Raw genomic sequence first — 21624 nt, forward strand, 5'->3', positions numbered from 1 at the left:
GACCAGCCATGGCGGCGGTCGGCTTTCAAAGGTGACTGAGACCAGCTCAGACAGCCATCGCCACGGGTTTACCCTGTGCGGGCCGAGCAATCCCTATCGAAGTCTACCGAGAGTTTGTCTCCTTCGCACAGCTCGCCGTGCGTTCCAGCCTTGAGGGTTCAACTGACGCCTGCTGAGGTGAGGTGGGAGGCTTACCGCTCGTTTCCAGAAACCAAAGATTGAGTGCTCCCATCTCTCAATTCGCGGTCGTATAGTTCGCCGCTTTGCTCGAGCTTAACAGTCCACAAAAAAGGGGCCGGATTGCTCCGGCCCCTTCTCTTTTAAGTCGAATTCTGACTTAGTTGCCCGAACCTGGGCCATAAGTCACTTCAACACGACGGTTCTGCAGCTCGCGTACGCCATCTGCGGTCGGAACACGCGGCTGGGATTCGCCGAATGCTTCGCTGCTGATACGTCCGTCGGGGATCCCGCGGCCGGTGAGATAATCACGCACCGATGCGTTCCGACGTTCTGCCAGACCCATGTTGTAGGTCACGCTACCCGAACGGTCGGTGTGACCGGCCAGCATAACATTCGCAGTTCCACAATTCGCATAGGCGGTGACAGCGTTGTTAAGGATCGTCGCAGCCTCAGCCGTGATCGCCGATTCATCGAAATCAAAGAAGACGATGTATGGGCCCGTGTTGCACGGTGGCGGCGGCGGCGGCGGCGGTGGCGGTGGCGGTGGTGGCGGTGGCGGTGGTGGCGGCGGTGGCGGTGGCGGCGGTGGAGGCGGTGCCTCACCACCGAAGTTATAGGTGATCGAACCCAGCAGCGAGTGAGTGCTCACGTCGGTTTCGAGCGCAAGACCCCGGGTGTCGATGATGTCGACGTTGGTTGCGTTGAAGTAACGGTACTTCAGACCAATATCCCAATTGTCGCTGATCGGAGCGCGAATGCCGGCAAGAGCCTGCCACGCAAGACCGGTGTCGGAATCGTCAAACGCGCCGGGGCCAGATGCATCCAAAGTCGCGTCAAAATCCACGCGTGCAATGCCAACACCGCCACCGACGAAGCCCTGCACCCCGTCATCTGGACCAAAATCTAAAAGGCCATTAAGCATGAAGCTCAGAGCATCGAAATCACCTGTGGCTGGGGCGAGCAGACTAGTCGGGACGCCGCCGCCTGGAATGCCGATCGGACCGGCCTGAAGGCCAATGAGCCCGAGCTCTATCTCATCAAGGTCCGCCGCGCGATAACTAGCTTCCGCTTCAAGGCGGAATGGACCGAAGTCATAACCGACAAGACCGCCGAAATCATAGCCGACATCGTAGTCAGCGCGCGAATCATCTTCGGCGCCGTTAACATCAAATTCAATGTCTTCGACGAGCATCGCGCCACCATCAACCTGGATGTACCACTGACCGTCGCGGGCAGTGGCAGGTGCAGTGAGCGCTGTCGAAGCCATCGCCATACCAATGACGAATTTGCGCATATTAATAATCCCCTTTTTATCGGATTGAGGCACATCGCGTCTCTAACTTCTCGACAAAAAAGTGGCAAGCGATCAATCACTCTAAAGTGTTGCAAGAATGCCGCTATCTTGCGTCTGGCGCAAAAAAAAGAGAGGCTCGAATAAGACTTATGAGCACTCTTCGCCTCGAATGGATCGAATCATTGCTCTGGACGAGGAAAAATCCCTGCTATTCGAAGCGCTTGAATTAGCGCGCTGATTGCTTGGCGGGCCTCTAGATCCACTATATTTCCTCCGGATGGCTGGGCCGGTTCCGCAGCAGAAGCCCAACCTGAGTTGTAGAATATGGAACGGTCTGAGACTCGGTCATAGATCGCCATGCCATTGAAAGGCTCGATATAATGCCAGGCGCCGGCAATCCTGATTGCGATCTTCCCCTCCTTCCCGGTCCAGTCGCCGCTCGCCAAGTCGGTGACGAGGAAGCATTGTCCGTCTGCCGGTTCGGCGGGTGGTTCATTGATCGCCCCCTCGACCACGGTTTGCGTCGTGCAGTCGATCAGCGACATCGATTGATTAAGAAAGAACTCCTTTTGGGCTTGGCCGGCACGCGTGGCTATGCTGCGGACCCCGAAGCGATTCGGGGTCCGCGGCGGAGAACAGCTGCGCGAGCGCTCCGTTCGGAAAAACAATGCGCCGCAGGGACGCTTCGAACACCGGCATTCTGTCCGGCGGCGAGCAGGCTAGAATGCCGCTCTCCCCTTCCACCATCACCGCGCGGGCCTCAGCCAGAGAAGCAGACACGAGCGCGATCCGGGCAAAAGGGCTACTTTCCGCGACTCGGCGGACCCACTCTGCTCCTGCCCTGGTCTTGCCGAAGCCGCGGCCCGCCATGATCAGCCATACCCGCCACGCTCCTTCGGGGGGTAATTGCGCCTCCCTGGCGAAGAATTCCCAGTGATATTTGAACTCCGCGCGTTCATCATCGTCAAAGGATCGGGCAAGACTTGCATGTGCTTCGGGAGAAGCCTTCGCAAGCCAATCGAGCTTTTCCCTCACGAACTGGATTTCTCGCGGCGAGCCTCCTCGCGAACTCTGATCCGAATATCTTCGACCTTGCGATCAATTGAAGCGCGGACCTCTGCAGCGCTGACGTTGCGCTGCTCGGCCTGCGCGCGGGCTGCGTTCTCACGGTGGGCATTGAGCAGGCGAATAGCATTGGCGAAATCGTATTTGTCGGCAGCGGACGTCTGTTGATCTCCTTCGCGCAGGCGCCGGAGCACCTCCATTTCGAGATGGACGTAACCTTCCCACAAGGCAGCAAGCCATTCGCGGGCAAACTCCGGATTGTCTCGCCGCAATTTGTAGACGGCGCTTATTCCGGCTTTGGCCTTGCGTGCGGATTCCGAAACGTTCGAGCTTTCAGCGAGATTGGCGAGGAAGGCCCTGCGCCAATGCGGTCGGTTTTGAGGCTGGGACGTCTGGCGGTCGTGAGCAGTCATTATCGTGATCTCCCGTCCCAATAAAAAAGGCAGCGCATCGGCTTCGATGGCTGCCCAGCGGCGAATCGCTATTTTTCGACTATGCCCCTTACTAACCAAAGAGCGTCACGATGTCAATATAAAAAACCAAATAGGTTCGTTAATTGCAGCTTGCGCGGGGCAGGTAGGTCACTTAAGCCCCCCGCTCGAACTGGAAACAAGGCCCACACAATCTTGGCTTGGCTGCAATCGCTGTACAATTGGACGATGGACAAGGCGGCGCACAGGCAAGCGCCGTACTGGCTGGGCTTTTTCTGCTTCATCGAATCGAGCTTCTTTCCGATCCCGCCTCATCCGTTGCTGGGACTGATGTGCCTCGCGGAGCCTCGCAAAGCTCTGAAGTTTGCCACCATCGCTACGGTCGCATCGGTGCTGGGCGGGTTGCTGGGATATGCCATCGGTTTCTTTCTTTACGAAACACTCGGCGAATGGATGCTGGGCATCCTTGGCCTAACGGAGAGCTTCCCCGTCGCCGCTTGTTATATTCGCGAGCAGGGCGCAGCGGCGGTTTTTCTGGCCGCTGGCACTCCCATACCGTTCAAGCTGATGACCATTACGGCAGGCTTCATCGAAATGGACCTGCTGACCTTTCTGGGCGCGGCGATCGCCGGGCGGGCCCTGATCTTCATGGTCGTTGGCGTGCTGTTCCAGATCTTCGGCGCCCCGATCAAGCGCATCATCGATCAGTATCTCGGGACGGTTACGACGATCTTCGTCGTCCTTGTGGTCGCCGGTTTCGTAGCGATCACCCAGTTGGGCGGCGGTGATGACGCGGGTTCGGACAATCCCTGCGACAGCGTAACGAGCATGGAAGAGCTCTAAACAAGCTCACAACTCCGGCTTGCTGGCTGCATCAGCTTTCCAAGATCCCGACAGCCTTACCGGCTCGTTCGAACATCTGCAGGATCGTCTGGACCTCTTCCGCCGAATGCTCTGCGCAAAGCGAGCAGCGGAGCAAGGTCATGTTCGCAGGTGTCGCCGGGGGGCGGGCGAGATTGACGTAGAGCCCCTCTTTCAGGAGCGCTTCCCACATTATCGCGCCGCGCTGCAGATCCGGCATGATCACCGCGATGATCGCGCTTTGCGGCTCGTCTGTGCCGATCTCGAAGCCGAGATCGACGAGCCCCTTGTGCAGGGTCTTGGAATTTTCCCACAAATGCGCGCGCTTGTTGGAACCGTGCATCAGCTTCCGAATGGATGTCGCAGCGGTGGCAACCACGCTTGGCGGAAGGCTGGCCGTGAAGACGTATGGGCGGCACACCAGCCGCATGATGTCGAATTTCGGATGGTTGGAAACGCAGAATCCGCCGACCGTGCCGACGCTCTTCGAAAAGGTTCCAATGATGAAATCGACATCGTCGATTACGCCTTGCTCCTCGCAGACGCCGCGGCCGTTTTCGCCGATGAATCCCATGGAATGCGCTTCATCGACCAGAACCATCGCACCGTACTTTTTGGCGATGGCGACCATCTCCTTCAGCGGCGCGACATCGCCCAACATGGAATAGACGCCTTCCAGGATGACCAGCTTCCCGGCGTCTTCTGGAATGCGCTTCAGGCGTTTTTCCATCGCCTCGATATCGTTGTGGCGGAACGGCACGATCTCTGCGTTCCCCATCGCGCACCCATCGTAGATGGAGGCATGGCTGTCGATGTCGAGCACGACGTAATCGCCCTTGCCCGCGATTGTCGAGATGATGCCAAGATTAGCCTGGTACCCGGTCGAAAAGACCATGGCGCTATCCATGCCGTAAAATTCCTTGAGCGCGTCCTCACACTCCTTGTGACCTTGATAGGTCCCATTGAGAACGCGGCTGCCGGTTGTGCCCGACCCGTAATCGGCCAAAGCTTGCTTGCCGGCATCGAGCACGTCCGGATCGAAGGTCATGCCCATGTAGTTGTAGGTGCCCAGCAGGATCGTGTCGCGCCCGTTGCAGATCGCGCGGGTCGGCGACAGGACCTTCTCCATCACCAAATTGTATGGGTCTTCAACCCCGCTGGCGAGCAAGGTCTCACGGGTCTGGATGATATCGTCGAACTTGGAAAAGAGGTCTTTCGTGCCGCCTTCGTGTTCGACCAGCTGGTCCTGCTGCGCGATGCCTTCGCTCATGAGGCCGCCTGCAATTTGTGCACCGCGCTGACCAACTGACCGTAATTCTCGATTTCGGCCTGCTGGTTCATGCTGATGATGATGTCGAATTCGTCTTCGATTTCGGCGACGAAATCCATCACGGTCAGGCTGTCGAATTCCAGATCGTTCTGGAATGTCGTGCTGTCCGTGATCTCGACACCCTTCTTGTTGAAGGGTTCGATCAAAGCGCGGATGCGCGTGTCGACTTCGGCTTCGGTCATAGGGCGGAACTACTCTCTTCGCGGGGGGCTGTTGGAATTTGCCTGTTCACTTACGGGTGCAAAGCGGCTGCGGACGCCGATTGTCAAGTTTTGAGGCTTTCGGTGCAGCGCGTTTGAAGCTCTTCTCAAGGAACAATGCAACGCGGTGAGACGGCTGTTACGACTTTGCCGGGTGGTCGCTCGAAGCCGGCAGCAATTGCTTCACGGCCGACATAAAGGGCATGATCGAGACGGGCTTCGATAAATAGCCTGACGCCCCTGCCGAGCGGATACGCTCTTCGTCGCCCTTCGCCGCGAAGGCGGTAACAGCAAGCACGGGGATGTTGCGAAGTGCTGTATCGCGCTGCGCCGCCTGAATCAGATCGACGCCTGAAATGCCAGGCAACTGAATATCCATGATGATCAGGTCAGGCACGGTCGCACGCGCAGTTTCCAGCACGCTTTCCCCATCGGCCACGGGTTCAACCTCGAAACCGTTTGCCTTGAGCACGTCGCAGAACAATTTCCGGTTGAGATCGTTGTCCTCGACAACCATTATTCGCTTTGCCACTGCACGCCCCGATCCGTTGCTCCCGACTAACTAACCCGACCAAGAGGCCGCCACAATCCCGCACGCAAATGACCATATGGCAAATACCGCACCGACCGACAGGCTTTCGGCGCTTACGCTTGCGCTCGGCGCGCTCGGCTGGGTGCTGGAGGACGGTGAGCGGGCCGAGCGCTTCCTGAGTTTGACCGGGCTCGATCCCGATGCTTTGCGGGCAGGATTGGATGATCCGTCCATTCTAGCTGCGCCGCTCGATTTTCTTGCCAATCACGAACCGGATTTGATCCGCGCGGCTGAAGCGCTGGCCGTCACACCCGAAGAGCTTGTCGCCGCCCGTCAGGAGCTTTCCCAATGAGCCGTCCCTTAATCATCAGCGATTGCGACGAGGTGCTGCTCCACATGGTGTCGCATTTCAAGGATTGGCTTGAGGAGAGCCAAGGGGTCGATTTCAATCTCGATGGCGCGAATTTTGGCGAAGCTTTGCGCTGGCAAAAGAGCGGCGAGTTGCTGGAGGCAAACGAAGTATGGCGTATGCTTGGCGGCTTTTTCGACACCGAGATGGAGCGTCAGCTGCCAATCGCAGGGGCAGTCGAGTCCATCAATGCGCTTGGCGAGCATGCCGATGTCGTGATCCTAACCAACCTGGTCGACAAACGCCGCGACATGCGGGCAGAGCAGCTCGCATCGCATGGCATCGACGCGCCTGTTTACACGAACCAAGGGCCGAAAGGACCTGCATTACGGCGGATTATAGAGGAGCACGCGCCCACCCGAGCGGTCTTCATCGACGACCTGCCTCAGCACCACCTTTCCGTTCTTGAAACTACGCCTCATGTGGTGCGCCTGCATATGTGCGGCGAACCGATGATCGCTGGCTCGATCGATTGCGCGCACAAGGCTGGGCACGCAGATGCAAGGATCGACCGCTGGGCTGAAGCGTTACCTTGGTTGATGGAAAGACTGGACGGAGAACCCGCATGACTGTTGAAGCACGCCTCGAAAAACTGGGCATCGTCCTTCCCGAAGCGGCCGCGCCGGTCGCAAGCTATGTGCCGGTGGTGGTGCAGGGCGGTTTCGCCCACGTCTCCGGACAGCTGCCATTCGTGGATGGCAACCTGGTCACCGGTCGGCTGGGCGAAGATGTCAGCCTCGACGACGGGATGGCCGCGGCACGCGCTTGCGGTTTGATGATCCTCGCACAGTTGAAAGCCGCATTGATCCCGCTCGACCGTGTGGAGCGGATCGTGAAGCTCGGTGCGTTTGTGAACTCGACACCCGATTTCACCGACCAACCAAAGGTCGCCAACGGCGCGTCCGATCTCATGTTTGATGTTTTCGGCGAAAACGGCCGCCACGCACGCGCTGCTGTGGGCGTGCCCGCTCTGCCGCTGGGCGCGGCGGTCGAAGTGGACGCCATCATCGCTTTGGCCGGATGAGCGAGCGGCGCGTCTTCGACTGGCTGACGAAATGGGAATACGCCCATCGCGGGCTGCATGACACGTCCTCTTACGGCCTCAGGATCGAAAACTCCCGCTCCGCATTTGCTGCGGCCATCGAGGCAGGAATGGGCATCGAGTGCGACGTCCAATTGAGCCGCGACAAAGTCGCGATGGTTTTTCATGACTGGGTTTTGGAACGGCTAACTGATGGCAGCGGGTTTGTCGCTGCTCACGATGCTGCGGCACTACGGCACATGCACCTCACCGAAACGGGCGACCGAATGGAGAGCCTGGAGGATTTGCTCGCGCAGATCGACGAGCGCGTGCCGCTGCTCGTCGAGATCAAGTCCATGCCGGATTTCACCATCGAAGAGGCTTGCGCCGCTGTTTCCAATGCACTCGGCGGATATGATGGCAATGTTGCGGTCATGAGCTTCGATCCGCGCTGTGGCGAATGGTTCGCAGCGCATGACCCGGACCGGATACGCGGATTGGTATGCACAGACACCCTCGACCATGGCTGGCTGAGCGCGTGGCGCACGGAGGGTGCGATTGCGCGGGCTGACCCTGACTTTCTGGCGGTGGACATTCGCGACCTTCCCAATAATCTCGCAAGCGAATGGCGCGGCGAAGACCGCCCGTTGCTCAGCTGGACTATCAGCACGGCAGATCGCCGCGAAAAAGCCCTGAAGAACGTCGATGCGCTCATTTCGGAGGGCGAAGGCCTCCCGTGAGCGAAAGCGATCCTGCGCCCAACGAACTTACCGTTCGTCTTGCTCCTTCGGTCGGACAATTCGAGGCCGATGCGTGGAATGCGCTGGGCGGACATCGCAATCCTTTCGTCAGCCACGAATTCCTCACGGCCATGGAAGATTCGGGCAGCGTCGGCGAAGGAACCGGGTGGGACCCCGTTCCCGTCGTCATAACCGACGCGCATGATAACCTGCTGGCTGCCATGCCGAGCTATGCCAAGGGCCACAGCCAAGGCGAATATGTCTTCGACCATTCGTGGGCCGATGCGCTGCAAAGGGCCGGGCGGAATTATTATCCGAAGCTACAAATTGCTGCGCCCTTCACTCCGGCCAGCGGGCCGAGGTTGCTGTTTTCGGACGAAAGCCTCGCTCCGCACCTGCTGAAGGGAGCGGAAGCGGTTTGTCTTCAGAACGGGCTTTCCTCAGCCCATGCAACGTTTGTCGAAGCGGACCAAGTGCCGCTGTTCGAGGCTGGCGATTGGCTGATCCGGGACGACATTCAGTTCCATTGGATTAACCGCGACTATACGAGCTTCGACGGGTTCCTCGATGCTTTAGCTTCACGCAAACGCAAGAATCTACGCAAGGAGCGCGCGGCTGCGCAGGATGGCTTGAAGATCGTCCACTTGTCAGGTGACGATATCAAGCCCGAACACTGGGATGCATTCTGGGTTTTTTATCAAGATACGGGTGCACGCAAATGGGGAACGCCGTATCTCACCCGGGAAGCTTTCACTTTATTGGGTGAGCGGATGGGTGAGCGGATCGTGCTCATTCTCGCTTACGATGACGAATTGCCGATTGCCGGCGCACTCAATTTCGTCGGCGCCGAAGCGCTCTATGGGCGGTATTGGGGCTGCACACAGGACGTGCGCTTTCTCCATTTCGAGCTGTGCTATTATCAGGCGATCGATATCGCAATCGAGCTTGGTCTGCCGCGGGTCGAGGCGGGCGCGCAGGGCGGTCATAAACTTGCCCGCGGATATGAACCAGTGCCGACCCATTCGGCGCATTGGCTGGCCGATCCCGGCTTCCGCGAGGCCGTCGCCGATTTTCTCGTGCGCGAACGCGATGGCGTCGCGACGGACAAGCTGTTTCTCGGTGAACGAACGCCGTTCAAGAAAAGTTAGGCAACCTTGGCGCGGTTTTCAGCCAGCCATTGGCGCGCACGGCGCTGAGCTTCGGCGATTTCGCGAGCTGTCATCTCGTCGGAAATATCGGCACGGCAAAAAGTGGCTTCGTCGTGACCACGCGAGGCGGCAATGTTGAACCATTTGTGCGCCTCGATCAGATCGCTGATAACGCCGCCCGACCCGGTCGAAAATGCCACGCCGAGATCGAATAGAGCGGAGGTATCTCCGCCGGATGCAGCCGCAAGACACTGAGCCACGACAAGATCGACTTCCGGATTATGAGCCGTTTCGTACTCGCCCCCATTAAGCGGTGTAAGTTTCATTTTGTGTTCCCCGTTTTCCGCGGCAAAGCCCCCTTGCGAGCCGCGTTAGCCACAGAACTTGCGGATCATGGTCAACAATTGGTTAACGTGCCTCGACCTTTTTGATTTCGCTTAAGCCCGCACATGCAAAAATGTCGCCCGCTTTTGGGACAATCCATCGGAATGATCCGGGTGTCCGCTTCAAACGGCTTGTGCCTGACTTGACGCTTCCCTATAGGCCCGACCAAGCAGTGACTTGCTGGGGTGAATCGCGTCTTGAAATCTCATTCAGGCGCGATGATGGGACAGTCTCGCGGGAAGTGTTGGGACGAGAGAAGCACATGGCCACAGCGGCGACTAAAGAAACAGAGATTCTGAAAACCGCGAAAGATATGCTCGCGCCGGATTACGTTCCGAACGATAGCGAAGAGTATATGAACGAGAAGCACCAGGCGTATTTCCGGATGCTTCTGATCGAATGGAAACGCTCCATCCGCGACGCCGCCGACCAGACACTGCAATCCCTACAAGACGGCCCCATTCGAGAAGCCGATTTGAACGATCGCGCATCGAGCGAGACCGATTGGGGCATTGAGCTTCGCACCCGTGACCGGCAACGCAAGCTGGTCTCGAAGATCGACGCGGCGCTTCGGCGCATCGATGAAGGCGAGTACGGTTACTGCGAGAAAACCGGCGATCCGATTGGCCTCAGGCGCCTGATCGCGCGGCCGGTCGCGACGATGACTGTCGAAGCGCAGGAGGCGCATGAGCGCCGGGAAAAAATCTCGCGCGACGATTGATCAGGTCCTTCGCGCCTCGATCAAACAGTCACAAAACAGGCGGCAAGCCCTCCCCGTATCAGTTTGGGACGGCGGCTCGATCCGGCCTTTCTCGCAGGCTGAATTTCACAATTCATAAACATTGAATTCCTAGCGCCGACATATCCTTCCGGACGATTGTCTCTAACGGCAGCGCGTCGGGCAGGAAACGAGGTCGCATTGAAAAGCCTAAAGGAGGCGTTTCGATTATGTCAGGTTTGGACAACCGGAATACACCCCGCACGGACTCTCATTTGCTTGCGAGCATTCGGGTCGAGCAGGATCATCAACGTCACGAAGTGCGGGTTCATAACCTGTCCGATGGCGGTATGATGGGCGAAGGCAACCTCCACGTGAAACGCGGCAATCGGCTTGAGATCGAGATGCGCAATATCGGCAAGGTGGATGGCAGCGTCGCCTGGGTCCAGGATGACCGCTTCGGCATATCATTTCATCGGGAAGTCGATTCGCATTTAGCTCGCGGGGCCTAGTCAACGGCCACGGTCCGGATAACTGTCTGCACATCTGCGACGGGAGGGACTTTTCCCAGAGTGAAGCTTGAATGGGCGGCGCGACCGCCCTCATCCACTTTCTCTTGGCCTATCGAAGTCTTTGCGCTGACCAAGCTCGCACAAGCTGCTAAGCCGCGCAGCGTGAACAGACTTTGGCCCATTTTGTTTGGATTGCTTGCGCTCACCGGATGCGGACCGGCGGCCGACACCGGTCCTGTGAACGTCGCGATCATTGGCGAGCCGCAGAGCCTTTTCCAGCAGAGTGTGCGGTTGTCGCCGGGCGCTCAGCATTTGCGCGCGGCCTCGTTCGAAGGGCTCGTTGCGCTTGATCCAGCAGGGCAGATCGTGCCGGCAATTGCCGAGCGGTGGATCGTCACCGACGACGGGCTCAGCTATATTTTCAGGCTCCGCAATACAGCGTGGCCCGATGGCGAACCGATCACCGCCGACGATGTCCGCCTGCTGCTCAGAGACACACTCAATCGGCTGGAGGGGAGCTCGCTCGGGCTCGACCTGGCAAAAATCACAGACGTGCGAGCGATGACAGGACGGGTGATCGAATTGCGCCTGTCTAGCCCCATGCCCGAATTTCTACGTTTGCTAGCTCAGCCGGAGCTTGGATTTGTAAAGAGCGGCGGCGGCGTTGGTCCGATGATCGCATCGCGCGACGAGGATGCGCCAATAGCAAGGCTGAGCGCGCTTCCGCCCGAGGCGAGGGGCTTCGCCGCCAGAGAGGATTGGGAAGACCTCGCGCGCGCCATTACTGTGAGAGCGCTGCCGGCGGCAGACGCAGTTGACGCATTTACCGAGGGCGAGGTCGACCTGGTGTTGAATGGCCGACTCTCCAGTTTTCCGCTTGCGCAAGTAGGGCCGCTCTCGCGTGGTACGATCCAGGTCGATCCGGCATTGGGCATCCTTGGGCTCGTCATACGCAGCGAGACGGGCGTGCTCGGGTCACCAGAGCGCAGGGAGGCCCTCTCTATGGCGCTCGATCGCGATGCGTTGATCCAGGCTTTCGGCCTTGGCGGCTGGCAGCCTCAAACGTGGATCGTACCGCCCGACCTGTTCGGAGTGCAGGCCTATCCCGACACGCGATGGGACAGTCTTTCCACAGAGGAACGGCGCAGCATCGCGCGGCAGCGGATTGCCGCTTGGTCACCTGAGGGGGGCGAAACAACCGAACTGCGCATCGCCCTGCCGGATGGTCCGGGCAGCGACTTGCTTTTCGAGCAACTGCGGGAGACCTGGGGCGATATAGGGATCAGTTTGCAGAGGGTCGCGCCGGGGGAGGGCGCCGAACTCGAATTGCGCGATCGGCTCGCACGGTATTCATCCCCGCGGTGGTTCTTGAACCAATTCAACTGTGAGCTCGAAATCGGGCTTTGTTCTCCCGAAGCGGACGAACTTGTGCTTCAGTCGCTGACCGTCAGGAACTTTGCGGCAAAACAGCGGCTGTTGGCAGAAGCGCATACCGCGCTCGTCGAAGAGGAAGTCTTCATTCCGCTTGGTGCGCCGGTGCGCTGGTCGCTCGTACGCGGGGCAATCACCGCCTATCAGGCCAACCAATGGGGTCTTCACCCCTTGTTCCCCCTTTCCCAGCCCACCACATAAAGCAGGTAAGGAGACGGTATGGACGGCCCCGATCGCCCGCAAACTCTCAGCCTGAAACTGCCGAGCGGTACCGACCCCGCATCCGTCCGGATGCGTGTGGAGATTATGGAAAAACTGCTTGAGCGAAGTTTCCGAGTGCCAGGGGTCAACATGTCAGTCGGCCTCGACGCGATAATCGGCCTCATCCCCGTCGTCGGCGATTTTATCACCACTGCGATGGGCGCATATATCGTGTGGGAAGGCCGCAATCTCGGCATGTCGAAATGGCAGCTCAGCCGCATGGGAGCAAATGTCGCGTTCGATACTGCGATAGGCCTTGTCCCGTTCGTGGGCGACGCGGCCGACTTCCTGTTTCGTTCGAATTCGCGCAATCTCAGGATTATCAAGAAGCATCTCGACAAGCACCATCCCGAGACACGGATAATCGACGGGTAATTCCCTTTCACCAGCGGGCGCGCTAGGGCTTTGGGCATGGCCGAAAACGTCACTTATTCCAGCTATCTCGACCTTCCAAAGGTGTTGGAGGCGCAACACCCCGCATCCGGCGCACATGATGAGATGCTCTTTATTGTGGTGCACCAGGCCAGCGAGCTTTGGCTCAAGCTGTGCTTGCACGAGCTTACTGCCGCGCGTGAGCATATCGAGCGTGACGACCTGCGCCCGGCCTTCAAAATGCTGGCCCGCGTCGCCCGCGCGCAGCAGCAACTGATCCAGAGCTGGGACGTGCTGAGCACGATGACCCCGCACGATTATTCGCGCATCAGGCCGCACTTGGGCGCGTCCTCAGGATTCCAGTCGCCGCAATACCGGATGATGGAATTCATGCTGGGCGGACGTGATCTCAAACATGTTCGCTTGCATGAGAAAACCGGGAACTGGTCTGAAAGGCTGCGTCATGAAGTGACGCGCGACAGTCTTTACGATGCGGCCCTTCACCTGCTCGCGAGACGCGGTTTCGCGATCGATGACGAGGTTTTGGAGCGGGATCTCGATGCTCCCTACGTTCATAATGCCAGCGTTGAACGGGCTTGGGCGGAGATATACCGCGCCCCTGAAAAACACTGGGACCTTTATGAGCTCGCAGAAAAGCTTGTCGATCTCGAATACCACTTTCAGCGCTGGAGGTTTGGGCATCTCAAGACTGTCGAGCGGATCATCGGCTTCAAGCGCGGCACGGGCGGCACTCCGGGTGTTCCGTATCTCGCAGGCGTCCTTAAGCAGGCTTTCTTCCCAGAACTCCTCAGCGTCCGGACGGCGATTTGATGGCACAACGGATATGGGACATCTCGCAAAAGCTACACCCCGGCCTTCCAGTGTGGCCGGGCGATACAGCTTTTGCGCAATCTGAGACCTGGCAGATGAGCGAGGGGTCGCCCGTCAACGTATCGGCGCTGACAATGTCCACCCATTCGGGCGCACATGCCGACGCGCCGCTGCATTACAGTGAGACTGCTGCCGATATCGCTTCGGTCGATTTGCATCCCTATCTCGGCGAATGCCTTGTGATCGATGCCCGAGCAGCGAAGAAGGAGATCGAGGTCGGGGATCTTCCTCACCTGAATAGCGCGGACCGGGTGCTGTTCCGGACTTTCGACGCATTCCCACACGATGACTGGGCTTCAGACACAACAGCCATTGCGCCCGAAACTGTCGAATGGTTGGCGGTCCAAGGCGTCAAGCTCATCGGAATAGACGGGCCATCGATCGACCCTCAGGATTCGAAAGACATGCTCGCGCACAAGGCCGTGCTCAAGCACGATATCCGGGTGCTGGAAGGCTTAGTGCTCGATGAGGTGCCCGAAGGCCGATACGAACTGATCGCGCTCCCACTTCCGATCATCGGCGGCGATGCTTCGCCGGTCCGAGCAATATTGAGAGAGCTGCCATGATCGGACGCGCGCGCGAACTCGACGCGGCGGACCCGCTGGGAGAATACCGCTCGCGTTTCACTTTGCCAGATGGGGTGATCTATCTCGATGGCAATTCGCTCGGCGCGCTTCCGAAGGATGCGCCCGAGGCAATGCAGCGGGTGATCAAAAGCGAATGGGGCGAGGGCCTGATCCGCAGCTGGAACGATGCCGATTGGTTCGGCATGGCTGCGCGCATTGGCGGTAAGATCGCACCGCTGATTGGCGCACGGCCCGATGAAGTGATCGCCTGCGACACTGTTAGCGTGAACATCTTCAAGTTAATCGCGGCAGCGCTTGAAATGCGGCCCGGACGAAAGGTTGTGCTGTCCGAGCCGGGCAATTTCCCGACCGACATCTATATGATCGAGGGGCTTGAGAGGCAGGGCCTGGCCGCGCAGCGTCTCGCACCGCGTGAGCAGATCATGGCCGCGCTTGACGAAGATGTCGCGCTCCTGATGCTGACCCATGCGCATTACAAGACCGGCGAGGTGTTCGACATGGCCGCGTTGACTCAAGCCGCGCATAACTCAGGCGCGCTGGTGTTCTGGGACTTGTCGCACAGTACCGGAGCGCTCCCCGTTGATCTGAACGGTATGGACGCCGATTTCGCTGTTGGCTGCGGCTACAAATATCTGTGCGGCGGCCCCGGCGCTCCCGCCTTCGCATTCGTTGCTGAGCGTCATCACGGCGATCTCAAGCAGCCCCTGACCGGCTGGTTCGGACACGCGCGACCCTTTGCCTTCTCGGACGAATACGAAAAGGCGCCGGGTATCGAGCAATTGCAATGCGGTACATCGCCCGTGCTTGGCCTTGCCGCGCTCGAAGTCGGCGTCGATCTGATCGCCGAGATTGGGGTCGCCCGCCTGCATCAGAAATCGCAGGCGCTGTCGGAATTCTTCCTTGAATGCGTGGCCCATCATGGTCTGGATGTAGAACTTGTGAGTCCAGCCGATGCGGCCGCTCGTGGCAGCCAGCTGAGTTTCCGCCATCCGCATGCCTACCCTATCTGCCAGGCGCTGATCGCCCGCGGGGTCATCGGCGATTTCCGCGCACCCGATATCCTAAGGCTTGGTTTTGCACCTGCCTATTTGCGCTTCGAAGACATGTTCGAGGCAGCGAGACACCTTGCCGAGGTTATCTCGAGTGAGGAATGGAAGCGCGAGGAATATGGGCGCCGCGCCGCGGTAACCTGATCACGCCTCGTTACTCGTCGCTGCCCCGGTTGTCGGTTAGATGAATTGTCCAGAACCGCTCCATATGCAGATACGTCATTGAGGCCGTCCACGTAACCATGACCAGCCCGTTGAGCGCTTCGACGCCGCTTAGCAGGCGTATCTGACCGGTGGGGTAGAGATCGCCGATACCCAGCGTCGTGTAACTGGTGATCGAAAAGTAGAATGCGTCATCGAACTTCCCTGCTTTTGGCCCGGCTATCGCGCCGACCTCGAAGACATCTTCAAGCAGGATATAAGTGCATGCATAAAGCGCCACATGCAGAACGTGCGAAATCACTGCTGCGGTCAGCATCATCCACAGACGCATTCTGGGGTGGACGTGAAGGTCGGTCGCTCCGCGTGATGTGAAGCGCAAGATTTCGTAGTGAATAAGGATCGTCGCAGCGATCAACAGAGCGGCGAAGGCTATGGCGGTCATACATCTGGCATTGCTCTCATTGTTGTGGACCGGTCAAGCGAGAGCCACCGTAGAATTCGCGTCCCAGGTAGACTGGCACCAACATTTGTTAATGCGGCGAAGTCTGCAGTCGTTATTGCCGTGCCCTCACCGAGGGGTAACGAATGATCCAGTACTCGCTCAAGTTTGCGGCCGATAATTCTGCAGGAGAGCAGACCGTATCGTTCTATGCGCATTCGACCGCTGGCGCGTTGGAGATCGCCAAGAATTCCGCGGATGGCGACTGGGCTGAGCTCTATCAGGGGGACGCATTGGTATGCCGAATGCGGCTGGTCGAGGAGACCGGCGTGTGGCTGGTCGAACCATCGCAAAGCCGTGCGCAAGGGTAGCTTGGAAGACGCGTAAAGCTCTCTCGCCAAATCATAAGTGAGCATCGAGATGAGGGGTCCGCCGTTCGGCGCAGCGATATGGCCGATTCCTCGCCCCGCCGGGTTCCTGACAGCCCGGCGGGGCAAACCAATCGGGCGGCCAATCCAATGCTCCATGCTCCTCGATCAGCGGTCATCCTCGAACCAGTCGAGATCCAGGTCTTTGTACCGATCGGTGAACTGCCCCAGCTCGACCAAGCGGTCCCGTTGGAGGATCTTCACCGTTCCGCTTTTTCGCTCGACGATGCCTTCGCCGATAAACTGGCGAAACAATCTGCTGACCTGCACCTCCGTCAGTCCGATAGCGTCTCCGATCTGGCCTTGAGTGAGCCCCAATCTGAAATGGTCGTCTGCTGTGTCGGCCAAGAGATTTCGGCGCGTTTCGATTTCAAGGATGAGGGCTGCCAATCGAGCTCGGCCACGCGTGCGACCAATGGAAACCAGCCGATCGTTCAGGATCGCATTTTCCATGGCGGCGAAAGTGTAGAAGATCGCTGCAACGCGAGGCATTCGAGTGAACGCATCAATCAGATTGGCTCGCGGGAATATGTAAATCACCGACGGTGCATTCACAGTAATGGTTTGGGTGGCATGTTCGAACGGGATGTTCGCGGTCCCGACAATATCGCCCGAGAAATACAGCCGGGTTATTGCCCGCTCGCCGCTCGGCAAATCTAGCGAAGCGAAAAGACGGCCCTCTTCCACGATAAAAAGTTGATCGGGCTCGTCGATCTCGCTTGCGACGAGATTGGTGCCAGCCTCATAACTCCGTTTTGCGCTGGCGAGCCCTTTGAAAGCGTCCTCTTCTTCGGCCCGCAGCGGCGTGACCTTGCCGTATTTCGCAAGCAGATTCTGCACTCTTGGTCCCCCTCGCGATCACGCATCGATCGCGAGGCTATATCGAGAGAGCGCAATCTTGTCTAAATGAAAACCGGGAGGGTTGGCGAGGCTTCCGAGGAACCGCTCTCATGGGCTCTCAGGCTTCGAGTTCGATGTCCCAGTACAGCCAGTCGCACCAGGTTTCGTGCAGGTAATTCGGCGGGAATTGTTTGCCGTATTGCTGCAGCTGCCAGCTTGTCGGGCGGATCGGTTTCATCTGCACCGGCATGCTCGCCTGCTTCGGAGTGCGTCCGCCCTTTTTCATATTGCACGGCGCACAGGCGGTAATGATGTTCTCCCAGGTCGTTTTGCCGCCAAGCCTACGGGGGATGACATGATCGAACGTCAGATGATCGGGATTGCCGCAGTACTGGCAGGTAAACTTGTCGCGCAGAAACACGTTGAACCGGGTGAAAGCCGGAAATTCGCTTTGCTTGACGTATTGCCTCAGCGCAATGACGCTCGGGATTTTCATGTCGAGACTGGGGGAATGGACCTCCCGATCGTAGCTCGCGACGATGTCGACCCGGTCGAGGAACACCGCCTTGATTGCTGTCTGCCACGGCCAGAGACTGAGCGGATAATAGGAAAGCGGCGTGTAATCCGCGTTCAGCACCAAAGCGGGGCAGGACGACAGGTTGCGCGTTGGGTCTTCCTGTGCGCTGCGGAACTTGGCCGCGGTTTCGATCAGTTCGCTTTTGAACACGCTTAGCGTCCCTCCCTGATTGAATGGAACATGCCGTGACAACAAAAAGAGTCAAAGCCATGACATCGTTCATATCCACAGCGACAACGCGTTGATGGCATGTGGATAGCCTCTGGATAATGGCTGTGCCATTGTCCGCGCATGAACACGACACCCGCACTCGTGACGCGGTTTGCGCCGAGCCCGAATGGGCACTTGCATATGGGGCACGCTTTCTCGGCGATTTACGCCCATGATCTGGCGAAATCGGCGGGTGGCCAGTTCCTCCTGCGCATCGAAGACATCGACGGACCCCGCTCTCGGCCTGAATATGCGGATGAGTTCCGCCGCGATCTCGAATGGCTGGGTCTCGAGTGGGAAGAGGTTGCGCCGCAATCGGACCGCTTGGAAAGCTATCAAGATGCGGCTGGCAGGCTGCTGGCTACGGGATTGGCTTACAAGTGCGCCTGCACCCGTAAGGATATCGAAGCGCTCGACGCTCGCAAAGGCGACGATGGCGTGATCTATCCGGGCACGTGCAAAGGGCGCTGTGCAAAGAGCGATGAGCCGGCGGCGACCAGGCTGGACGTCGACAAGGCGATGAATGATCTGGGCGAACTCATCTGGATCGATGAAGAGGCCGGATCTGTCATCGCTGACCCCCGTGAATTCGGCGATGTCGTGATCGTGCGTAAGGATTTGCCGGCCAGCTATCACCTTGCAGCGACCCTTGACGATGCAGCAGATGGCGTGACGGTCGTTACGAGAGGAGCGGACCTGTTTGCTGCCACCCACGTCCACCGGATCCTGCAGGAATTGTTCGAACTGCCAACGCCGCACTACCACCATCACGATCTCTTGCTGGACAACGATGGCCAGAAGCTCGCCAAAAGGCGTGGATCGCCTGCCCTGGCTTCGCGGCGGGAAAGCGGGGAGGACGGTCTCATGCTCGCGGAACAATTGCGGTTGCAACAATCTCTATCTGGAACTTAGCGAGACAGCCCCCATTTAATCACCATGAATTATATCCTCATAGCCATCCTCGTTGTCCTTTGCGTCATGGTTGTCGTATCGCTCATTCGCGGGGTAATCGCGTTTTTGCAGACGACGAAGATCGATCTCGAAACGGGCGAAGGCGAGACCGCTACCGACATGCAATTGATGCAGAACAAGGCGATGTTCGCTCGTATAAAGTACCAGGCGCTGGCTATCGCGGTCGTCGCCATCATGCTTGCAGTCTCGCGCTAGACGCGGCCTTGCTGAGCGCGCTAAGGCGCGGGGCATGGTCAAGCTCAACAAGATTTACACTCGCACCGGCGACGATGGCACCACTGGACTCGTCGATGGCTCGCGCTGCCCGAAGCATTCCGCGCGCATCGCAGCAATCGGCGAAGTCGATGAAGCGAACTGCGCGATCGGCCATGCGATCTGCGCTATTTCCGATGACGCACTGAGCGCGGCGCTCACGCGGGTCCAAAACGATCTGTTCGATCTCGGCGCAGACCTCGCGACACCGGCTGACGATGGCGATTTCGAGCCATCGGAAATGGTCCTTCGGGTGGTCCCATCGCAGTCGGAATGGATCGAAGGGCAGATCGACGCTCTGAATGAAAGGCTGGAACCACTGACCAGCTTCGTCTTGCCGGGCGGGAGTGAGGCGTCCGCGCGCGTTCACATCGCCCGCGCAGCGACGCGTTCGGCAGAACGTGCGGTGACGGCCATGGCGGCGGAAACGCCCGTAAATCCTGCAGCTGCCGCCTACATCAACCGGCTTTCCGATTTGCTGTTCGTCCTCGCACGTGTGCTGAACGATGATGGCAAGTCCGACGTCAAATGGGTGCCCGGAGCAAATCGCTGATCGGTTCCTCTGGCCATTGACCTCGCCCGCCGCTAACAGGCGCGGCAGAGTTAATGCTGCACTTGCGAAGGAAGTCTGTCATGCGGAAGATTGGTGTCATAGGGGCCGGGCAAATGGGGACCGGTATCGCGCAGACGGTTGCCCAACACGGTATGCAAGTGTTTCTGTCCGACGTCGACTTGGCCCGTGCGCAAGCAGGTAAGGACTCGATCGAAAAAGCCGTCACCAAACTTGTTGGCCGCGGAAAGATCGAAGCCGATGCCGCCGAGGCGCTTCTCGCCAAGATCACGCCGGTCGCGGACTATGAGCCAATGGGCGAAGCCGAACTGATTATCGAAGCGGCAACCGAACGGGAAGAGATCAAGCAGGCCATTTTCGAGGCGGCGGGCAAGGTTCTTTCGGAAAGCGCTGTCATGGCATCGAACACCAGTTCGATTCCGATCACGCGTATGGCCAACCATTCGCCCGATCCCGAACGGTTTATCGGATTGCACTTCTTCAACCCGGTACCGGTCATGGGATTGATCGAGGTCATTCCTGGTCTGGCAACAGCACAGGATACGACCGAGCGCGTGACGGCATTCGCAGAAAGCCTGGGCAAGCAAGTGGTCCTCAGTCAGGATGAACCGGGCTTCGTGGTCAACCGCATCTTGCTGCCGATGATAAACGAAGCGGTCTTCGTCCTGGGCCAATCGACCGCCGGTATCGAGGATATCGACAAGGGCTGCCGTCTCGGCCTGAATCACCCGATGGGCCCATTGCAGCTCGCAGACTTTGTGGGTCTCGACACCTGTCTCGATATCATCAACGTCCTCTACAGGACTACGCGGGATACGAAATACCGCCCTGCGCCGCTTCTGGTGAAATATGTCGAAGCCGGTTGGCTTGGGCGCAAGACCGGCCGCGGCTTTTACGATTATTCAGGCGAAGCGCCTGTTCCCACGCGGTAAAACTCGGAACACTGGCAGCGTCCTGCCGTTGGTTATGCAAAGGAGTTATAAGCATGACCGACAGCAACACACCCGTGAAAAGCCAAGAAGAACGCCAAGCCGATCTTGCTCCCGAAATGCACAATGACGAGCAGGACGATCACCGCAGCCAAGCGCAGGAAGTCGCGTCACAGGCGCAAGGGCAAACACAGACAGCCAGAGCTACCGAAAGCCTAAAAGTCGCATCCGACGCCGTCGATGGTGTTGCCGGTTCCGAAACCGACATGATCGACCAGATGCGCGACATGGAAGACAGCGGCCGCATCGATAACGGGGCATTTGCCGGTGAGCCCAATCATGACGACAACACATCGAAATATGAAGGTAGCGAAAAGGGCTAGAAACGAGCCGGATACCGACGAAGCCTCAGTCGTCAGAAGCTGATAGCGACCACTCCCTACTGCCCTCTCGTTCCGGATGCCTATTTCGATCTGCAGATAGCTGGGGCAGTTCGGGGTTGGGATCGAAACCAGAAGTATCGTCCGAAGGCGCGGGATCGAAGCCTTCCGCGGCATCGATCAAATCCTCGTCCGAAGAGAATTCCACCGGGAAGCCGGTTTCGGGGCGCAATCGGTTCCTTCCCGATTGTCCATCAATTACCTGGCGCCGGGTCCGCAATTCGTCTTCTTCAGTGCCTTCTCCGTCCACGATCTTCATGACTTGACCGAGCGATCCAGGATCGTCTTCGGTGCCAACGAAGAGCAATACGCTGCCCAGCGTGATGCCGACATAAGCAAGTGCGGCCTTCGGGTTCTTGAACAAAGTGGCGAACATAAAAGCGCGATA

General features: G+C 58.6%; 31 protein-coding genes. 19 read left to right on the forward strand and 12 right to left on the reverse strand.

What is annotated here, in order from left to right:
- Nucleotides 1-337: 337 nt before the first annotated feature.
- From IB285_RS14170 to IB285_RS14185, 4 genes are all read right to left on the reverse strand, one after another.
- Nucleotides 338-1474 carry an OmpA family protein gene (locus tag IB285_RS14170; RefSeq protein WP_190789151.1) on the reverse strand — a complete coding sequence of 379 codons (1137 nt, stop codon included), beginning with the start codon at nt 1472-1474 and terminating at the stop codon, nt 338-340.
- A gap of 179 nt (nt 1475-1653) precedes the next feature.
- Entirely contained in the window at nt 1654-2019 is a 366-nt protein-coding gene (locus IB285_RS14175) for a DUF2793 domain-containing protein (RefSeq protein WP_190788766.1), read from the reverse strand.
- A 7-nt stretch (nt 2020-2026) separates the two neighbouring features.
- The gene (locus IB285_RS14180; protein ID WP_190788767.1) at nt 2027-2509 is read right to left on the reverse strand and encodes a terminase large subunit domain-containing protein; all 483 of its coding nucleotides are present in this window, start codon (nt 2507-2509) and stop codon (nt 2027-2029) included.
- On the reverse strand, nt 2506-2952 hold the full coding sequence (locus IB285_RS14185) for a hypothetical protein (protein ID WP_190788768.1): 447 nt from the start codon (nt 2950-2952) through the stop codon (nt 2506-2508). Before IB285_RS14185 ends, IB285_RS14180 begins: the two co-directional genes overlap by 4 nt.
- Nucleotides 2953-3198: 246 nt before the next feature.
- Between IB285_RS14185 and IB285_RS14190 the strand changes: the two genes are divergently transcribed.
- Complete coding sequence (locus tag IB285_RS14190) at nt 3199-3813, forward strand: YqaA family protein (protein ID WP_190789152.1); 615 nt, start codon at nt 3199-3201, stop codon at nt 3811-3813.
- A 31-nt stretch (nt 3814-3844) separates the two neighbouring features.
- Here IB285_RS14190 and spt read toward each other — a convergent pair whose 3' ends face one another.
- The 3 genes from spt to IB285_RS14205 form a co-directional block, all read right to left on the reverse strand.
- Nucleotides 3845-5101, reverse strand: coding sequence for a serine palmitoyltransferase (gene spt / locus IB285_RS14195; protein ID WP_190788769.1), 1257 nt, complete (start codon nt 5099-5101; stop codon nt 3845-3847).
- The gene (locus IB285_RS14200; protein WP_190788770.1) at nt 5098-5343 is read right to left on the reverse strand and encodes an acyl carrier protein; all 246 of its coding nucleotides are present in this window, start codon (nt 5341-5343) and stop codon (nt 5098-5100) included. Before IB285_RS14200 ends, spt begins: the two co-directional genes overlap by 4 nt.
- 157 nt (nt 5344-5500) lie before the next feature.
- Complete coding sequence (locus IB285_RS14205; RefSeq protein ID WP_190788771.1) at nt 5501-5893, reverse strand: response regulator; 393 nt, start codon at nt 5891-5893, stop codon at nt 5501-5503.
- A 76-nt stretch (nt 5894-5969) separates the two neighbouring features.
- Between IB285_RS14205 and IB285_RS14210 the strand changes: the two genes are divergently transcribed.
- From IB285_RS14210 to IB285_RS14230, 5 genes are read left to right on the forward strand one after another with little or no spacing between them, the layout of a single operon-like run.
- Nucleotides 5970-6245 carry a DUF3572 domain-containing protein gene (locus IB285_RS14210; RefSeq protein ID WP_190788772.1) on the forward strand — a complete coding sequence of 92 codons (276 nt, stop codon included), beginning with the start codon at nt 5970-5972 and terminating at the stop codon, nt 6243-6245.
- Nucleotides 6242-6871 carry an HAD family hydrolase gene (locus IB285_RS14215; RefSeq protein WP_190788773.1) on the forward strand — a complete coding sequence of 210 codons (630 nt, stop codon included), beginning with the start codon at nt 6242-6244 and terminating at the stop codon, nt 6869-6871. Before IB285_RS14210 ends, IB285_RS14215 begins: the two co-directional genes overlap by 4 nt.
- A complete protein-coding gene (locus IB285_RS14220; RefSeq protein WP_190788774.1) occupies nt 6868-7326 on the forward strand; it encodes a RidA family protein in 459 nt (152 codons plus the stop codon). The genes IB285_RS14215 and IB285_RS14220 overlap by 4 nt, the downstream gene beginning before the upstream one ends.
- Nucleotides 7323-8063, forward strand: coding sequence for a glycerophosphodiester phosphodiesterase family protein (locus IB285_RS14225; protein ID WP_190788775.1), 741 nt, complete (start codon nt 7323-7325; stop codon nt 8061-8063). The genes IB285_RS14220 and IB285_RS14225 overlap by 4 nt, the downstream gene beginning before the upstream one ends.
- Nucleotides 8060-9211 (forward strand): GNAT family N-acetyltransferase, encoded by a 1152-nt coding sequence (locus IB285_RS14230; RefSeq protein ID WP_328705900.1) that lies wholly within the window; start codon nt 8060-8062, stop codon nt 9209-9211. Before IB285_RS14225 ends, IB285_RS14230 begins: the two co-directional genes overlap by 4 nt.
- Here the strand turns inward: IB285_RS14230 and IB285_RS14235 are convergent.
- Nucleotides 9208-9537, reverse strand: coding sequence for a sel1 repeat family protein (locus IB285_RS14235; RefSeq protein ID WP_190788777.1), 330 nt, complete (start codon nt 9535-9537; stop codon nt 9208-9210). The genes IB285_RS14230 and IB285_RS14235 overlap by 4 nt on opposite strands.
- Nucleotides 9538-9857: 320 nt before the next feature.
- On the opposite strand from IB285_RS14235, the gene dksA reads away from it, so the two are divergent.
- From dksA to kynU, 7 genes are all read left to right on the forward strand, one after another.
- Entirely contained in the window at nt 9858-10316 is a 459-nt protein-coding gene (dksA, locus tag IB285_RS14240; protein ID WP_190788778.1) for an RNA polymerase-binding protein DksA, read from the forward strand.
- Nucleotides 10317-10543: 227 nt separating this feature from the next.
- Nucleotides 10544-10825: a PilZ domain-containing protein gene (locus IB285_RS14245; protein WP_190788779.1), complete on the forward strand. Its 282-nt coding sequence runs from the start codon at nt 10544-10546 to the stop codon at nt 10823-10825.
- A gap of 162 nt (nt 10826-10987) precedes the next feature.
- Nucleotides 10988-12457 (forward strand): ABC transporter substrate-binding protein, encoded by a 1470-nt coding sequence (locus tag IB285_RS14250; protein WP_328705901.1) that lies wholly within the window; start codon nt 10988-10990, stop codon nt 12455-12457.
- A gap of 18 nt (nt 12458-12475) precedes the next feature.
- Nucleotides 12476-12892, forward strand: a complete 417-nt coding sequence (locus IB285_RS14255; protein WP_190788780.1) for a DUF4112 domain-containing protein — start codon at nt 12476-12478, stop codon at nt 12890-12892.
- A 36-nt stretch (nt 12893-12928) separates the two neighbouring features.
- Nucleotides 12929-13720, forward strand: a complete 792-nt coding sequence (locus IB285_RS14260; RefSeq protein ID WP_190788781.1) for a tryptophan 2,3-dioxygenase — start codon at nt 12929-12931, stop codon at nt 13718-13720.
- On the forward strand, nt 13720-14346 hold the full coding sequence (kynB, locus tag IB285_RS14265; RefSeq protein WP_190788782.1) for an arylformamidase: 627 nt from the start codon (nt 13720-13722) through the stop codon (nt 14344-14346). Before IB285_RS14260 ends, kynB begins: the two co-directional genes overlap by 1 nt.
- Complete coding sequence (gene kynU / locus IB285_RS14270) at nt 14343-15560, forward strand: kynureninase (protein ID WP_190788783.1); 1218 nt, start codon at nt 14343-14345, stop codon at nt 15558-15560. The genes kynB and kynU overlap by 4 nt, the downstream gene beginning before the upstream one ends.
- Nucleotides 15561-15570: 10 nt before the next feature.
- Here the strand turns inward: kynU and IB285_RS14275 are convergent, their stop codons facing one another.
- Nucleotides 15571-16020, reverse strand: a complete 450-nt coding sequence (locus IB285_RS14275; RefSeq protein ID WP_190788784.1) for a potassium channel family protein — start codon at nt 16018-16020, stop codon at nt 15571-15573.
- 143 nt (nt 16021-16163) lie between these two features.
- Between IB285_RS14275 and IB285_RS14280 the strand changes: the two genes are divergently transcribed.
- The gene (locus tag IB285_RS14280; protein WP_190788785.1) at nt 16164-16388 is read left to right on the forward strand and encodes a hypothetical protein; all 225 of its coding nucleotides are present in this window, start codon (nt 16164-16166) and stop codon (nt 16386-16388) included.
- 165 nt (nt 16389-16553) lie between these two features.
- Here IB285_RS14280 and IB285_RS14285 read toward each other — a convergent pair whose 3' ends face one another.
- Entirely contained in the window at nt 16554-17285 is a 732-nt protein-coding gene (locus IB285_RS14285; RefSeq protein WP_190788786.1) for a Crp/Fnr family transcriptional regulator, read from the reverse strand.
- A 118-nt stretch (nt 17286-17403) separates the two neighbouring features.
- Nucleotides 17404-18012 (reverse strand): HNH endonuclease, encoded by a 609-nt coding sequence (locus tag IB285_RS14290; protein WP_190788787.1) that lies wholly within the window; start codon nt 18010-18012, stop codon nt 17404-17406.
- Nucleotides 18013-18153: 141 nt separating this feature from the next.
- Between IB285_RS14290 and gluQRS the strand changes: the two genes are divergently transcribed.
- The 5 genes from gluQRS (at nt 18154) to IB285_RS14315 (ending at nt 21179) form a co-directional block, all read left to right on the forward strand.
- On the forward strand, nt 18154-18984 hold the full coding sequence (gluQRS, locus tag IB285_RS14295; RefSeq protein WP_190788788.1) for a tRNA glutamyl-Q(34) synthetase GluQRS: 831 nt from the start codon (nt 18154-18156) through the stop codon (nt 18982-18984).
- Nucleotides 18985-19008: 24 nt separating this feature from the next.
- Nucleotides 19009-19239 (forward strand): HIG1 domain-containing protein, encoded by a 231-nt coding sequence (locus IB285_RS14300; RefSeq protein ID WP_190788789.1) that lies wholly within the window; start codon nt 19009-19011, stop codon nt 19237-19239.
- 34 nt (nt 19240-19273) lie between these two features.
- The gene (locus IB285_RS14305) at nt 19274-19849 is read left to right on the forward strand and encodes a cob(I)yrinic acid a,c-diamide adenosyltransferase (protein WP_190788790.1); all 576 of its coding nucleotides are present in this window, start codon (nt 19274-19276) and stop codon (nt 19847-19849) included.
- A gap of 80 nt (nt 19850-19929) precedes the next feature.
- A complete protein-coding gene (locus IB285_RS14310; protein WP_190788791.1) occupies nt 19930-20799 on the forward strand; it encodes a 3-hydroxyacyl-CoA dehydrogenase NAD-binding domain-containing protein in 870 nt (289 codons plus the stop codon).
- Nucleotides 20800-20852: 53 nt separating this feature from the next.
- On the forward strand, nt 20853-21179 hold the full coding sequence (locus IB285_RS14315) for a hypothetical protein (RefSeq protein WP_190788792.1): 327 nt from the start codon (nt 20853-20855) through the stop codon (nt 21177-21179).
- A gap of 25 nt (nt 21180-21204) precedes the next feature.
- Here the strand turns inward: IB285_RS14315 and IB285_RS14320 are convergent, their stop codons facing one another.
- On the reverse strand, nt 21205-21612 hold the full coding sequence (locus IB285_RS14320; RefSeq protein ID WP_190788793.1) for a hypothetical protein: 408 nt from the start codon (nt 21610-21612) through the stop codon (nt 21205-21207).
- Between the last annotated feature and the right edge of the window lie 12 nt (nt 21613-21624).

The organism is Erythrobacter rubeus (assembly GCF_014705715.1).
Lineage (GTDB): Bacteria > Pseudomonadota > Alphaproteobacteria > Sphingomonadales > Sphingomonadaceae > Erythrobacter > Erythrobacter rubeus.

What these genes read in the sequence shown, in the direction of transcription:
- IB285_RS14215 (WP_190788773.1), top strand. Translation starts at nt 6,242, where the DNA reads ATGAGCCGTCCCTTAATCATCAGCGATTGCGACGAGGTGCTGCTCCAC.
- IB285_RS14260 (WP_190788781.1), top strand. Translation starts at nt 12,929, where the DNA reads ATGGCCGAAAACGTCACTTATTCCAGCTATCTCGACCTTCCAAAGGTG.
- IB285_RS14310 (WP_190788791.1), top strand. Translation starts at nt 19,930, where the DNA reads ATGCGGAAGATTGGTGTCATAGGGGCCGGGCAAATGGGGACCGGTATC.
- IB285_RS14200 (WP_190788770.1), bottom strand. Translation starts at nt 5,343, where the DNA reads ATGACCGAAGCCGAAGTCGACACGCGCATCCGCGCTTTGATCGAACCC.
- IB285_RS14175 (WP_190788766.1), bottom strand. Translation starts at nt 2,019, where the DNA reads ATGTCGCTGATCGACTGCACGACGCAAACCGTGGTCGAGGGGGCGATC.
- IB285_RS14255 (WP_190788780.1), top strand. Translation starts at nt 12,476, where the DNA reads ATGGACGGCCCCGATCGCCCGCAAACTCTCAGCCTGAAACTGCCGAGC.
- IB285_RS14280 (WP_190788785.1), top strand. Translation starts at nt 16,164, where the DNA reads ATGATCCAGTACTCGCTCAAGTTTGCGGCCGATAATTCTGCAGGAGAG.
- IB285_RS14235 (WP_190788777.1), bottom strand. Translation starts at nt 9,537, where the DNA reads ATGAAACTTACACCGCTTAATGGGGGCGAGTACGAAACGGCTCATAAT.
- kynU (WP_190788783.1), top strand. Translation starts at nt 14,343, where the DNA reads ATGATCGGACGCGCGCGCGAACTCGACGCGGCGGACCCGCTGGGAGAA.
- IB285_RS14245 (WP_190788779.1), top strand. Translation starts at nt 10,544, where the DNA reads ATGTCAGGTTTGGACAACCGGAATACACCCCGCACGGACTCTCATTTG.
- spt (WP_190788769.1), bottom strand. Translation starts at nt 5,101, where the DNA reads ATGAGCGAAGGCATCGCGCAGCAGGACCAGCTGGTCGAACACGAAGGC.
- IB285_RS14275 (WP_190788784.1), bottom strand. Translation starts at nt 16,020, where the DNA reads ATGACCGCCATAGCCTTCGCCGCTCTGTTGATCGCTGCGACGATCCTT.
- IB285_RS14210 (WP_190788772.1), top strand. Translation starts at nt 5,970, where the DNA reads ATGGCAAATACCGCACCGACCGACAGGCTTTCGGCGCTTACGCTTGCG.
- gluQRS (WP_190788788.1), top strand. Translation starts at nt 18,154, where the DNA reads ATGAACACGACACCCGCACTCGTGACGCGGTTTGCGCCGAGCCCGAAT.
- IB285_RS14320 (WP_190788793.1), bottom strand. Translation starts at nt 21,612, where the DNA reads ATGTTCGCCACTTTGTTCAAGAACCCGAAGGCCGCACTTGCTTATGTC.
- IB285_RS14170 (WP_190789151.1), bottom strand. Translation starts at nt 1,474, where the DNA reads ATGCGCAAATTCGTCATTGGTATGGCGATGGCTTCGACAGCGCTCACT.
- IB285_RS14220 (WP_190788774.1), top strand. Translation starts at nt 6,868, where the DNA reads ATGACTGTTGAAGCACGCCTCGAAAAACTGGGCATCGTCCTTCCCGAA.
- IB285_RS14190 (WP_190789152.1), top strand. Translation starts at nt 3,199, where the DNA reads ATGGACAAGGCGGCGCACAGGCAAGCGCCGTACTGGCTGGGCTTTTTC.
- dksA (WP_190788778.1), top strand. Translation starts at nt 9,858, where the DNA reads ATGGCCACAGCGGCGACTAAAGAAACAGAGATTCTGAAAACCGCGAAA.
- IB285_RS14185 (WP_190788768.1), bottom strand. Translation starts at nt 2,952, where the DNA reads ATGACTGCTCACGACCGCCAGACGTCCCAGCCTCAAAACCGACCGCAT.
- IB285_RS14305 (WP_190788790.1), top strand. Translation starts at nt 19,274, where the DNA reads ATGGTCAAGCTCAACAAGATTTACACTCGCACCGGCGACGATGGCACC.
- kynB (WP_190788782.1), top strand. Translation starts at nt 13,720, where the DNA reads ATGGCACAACGGATATGGGACATCTCGCAAAAGCTACACCCCGGCCTT.
- IB285_RS14315 (WP_190788792.1), top strand. Translation starts at nt 20,853, where the DNA reads ATGACCGACAGCAACACACCCGTGAAAAGCCAAGAAGAACGCCAAGCC.
- IB285_RS14225 (WP_190788775.1), top strand. Translation starts at nt 7,323, where the DNA reads ATGAGCGAGCGGCGCGTCTTCGACTGGCTGACGAAATGGGAATACGCC.
- IB285_RS14300 (WP_190788789.1), top strand. Translation starts at nt 19,009, where the DNA reads ATGAATTATATCCTCATAGCCATCCTCGTTGTCCTTTGCGTCATGGTT.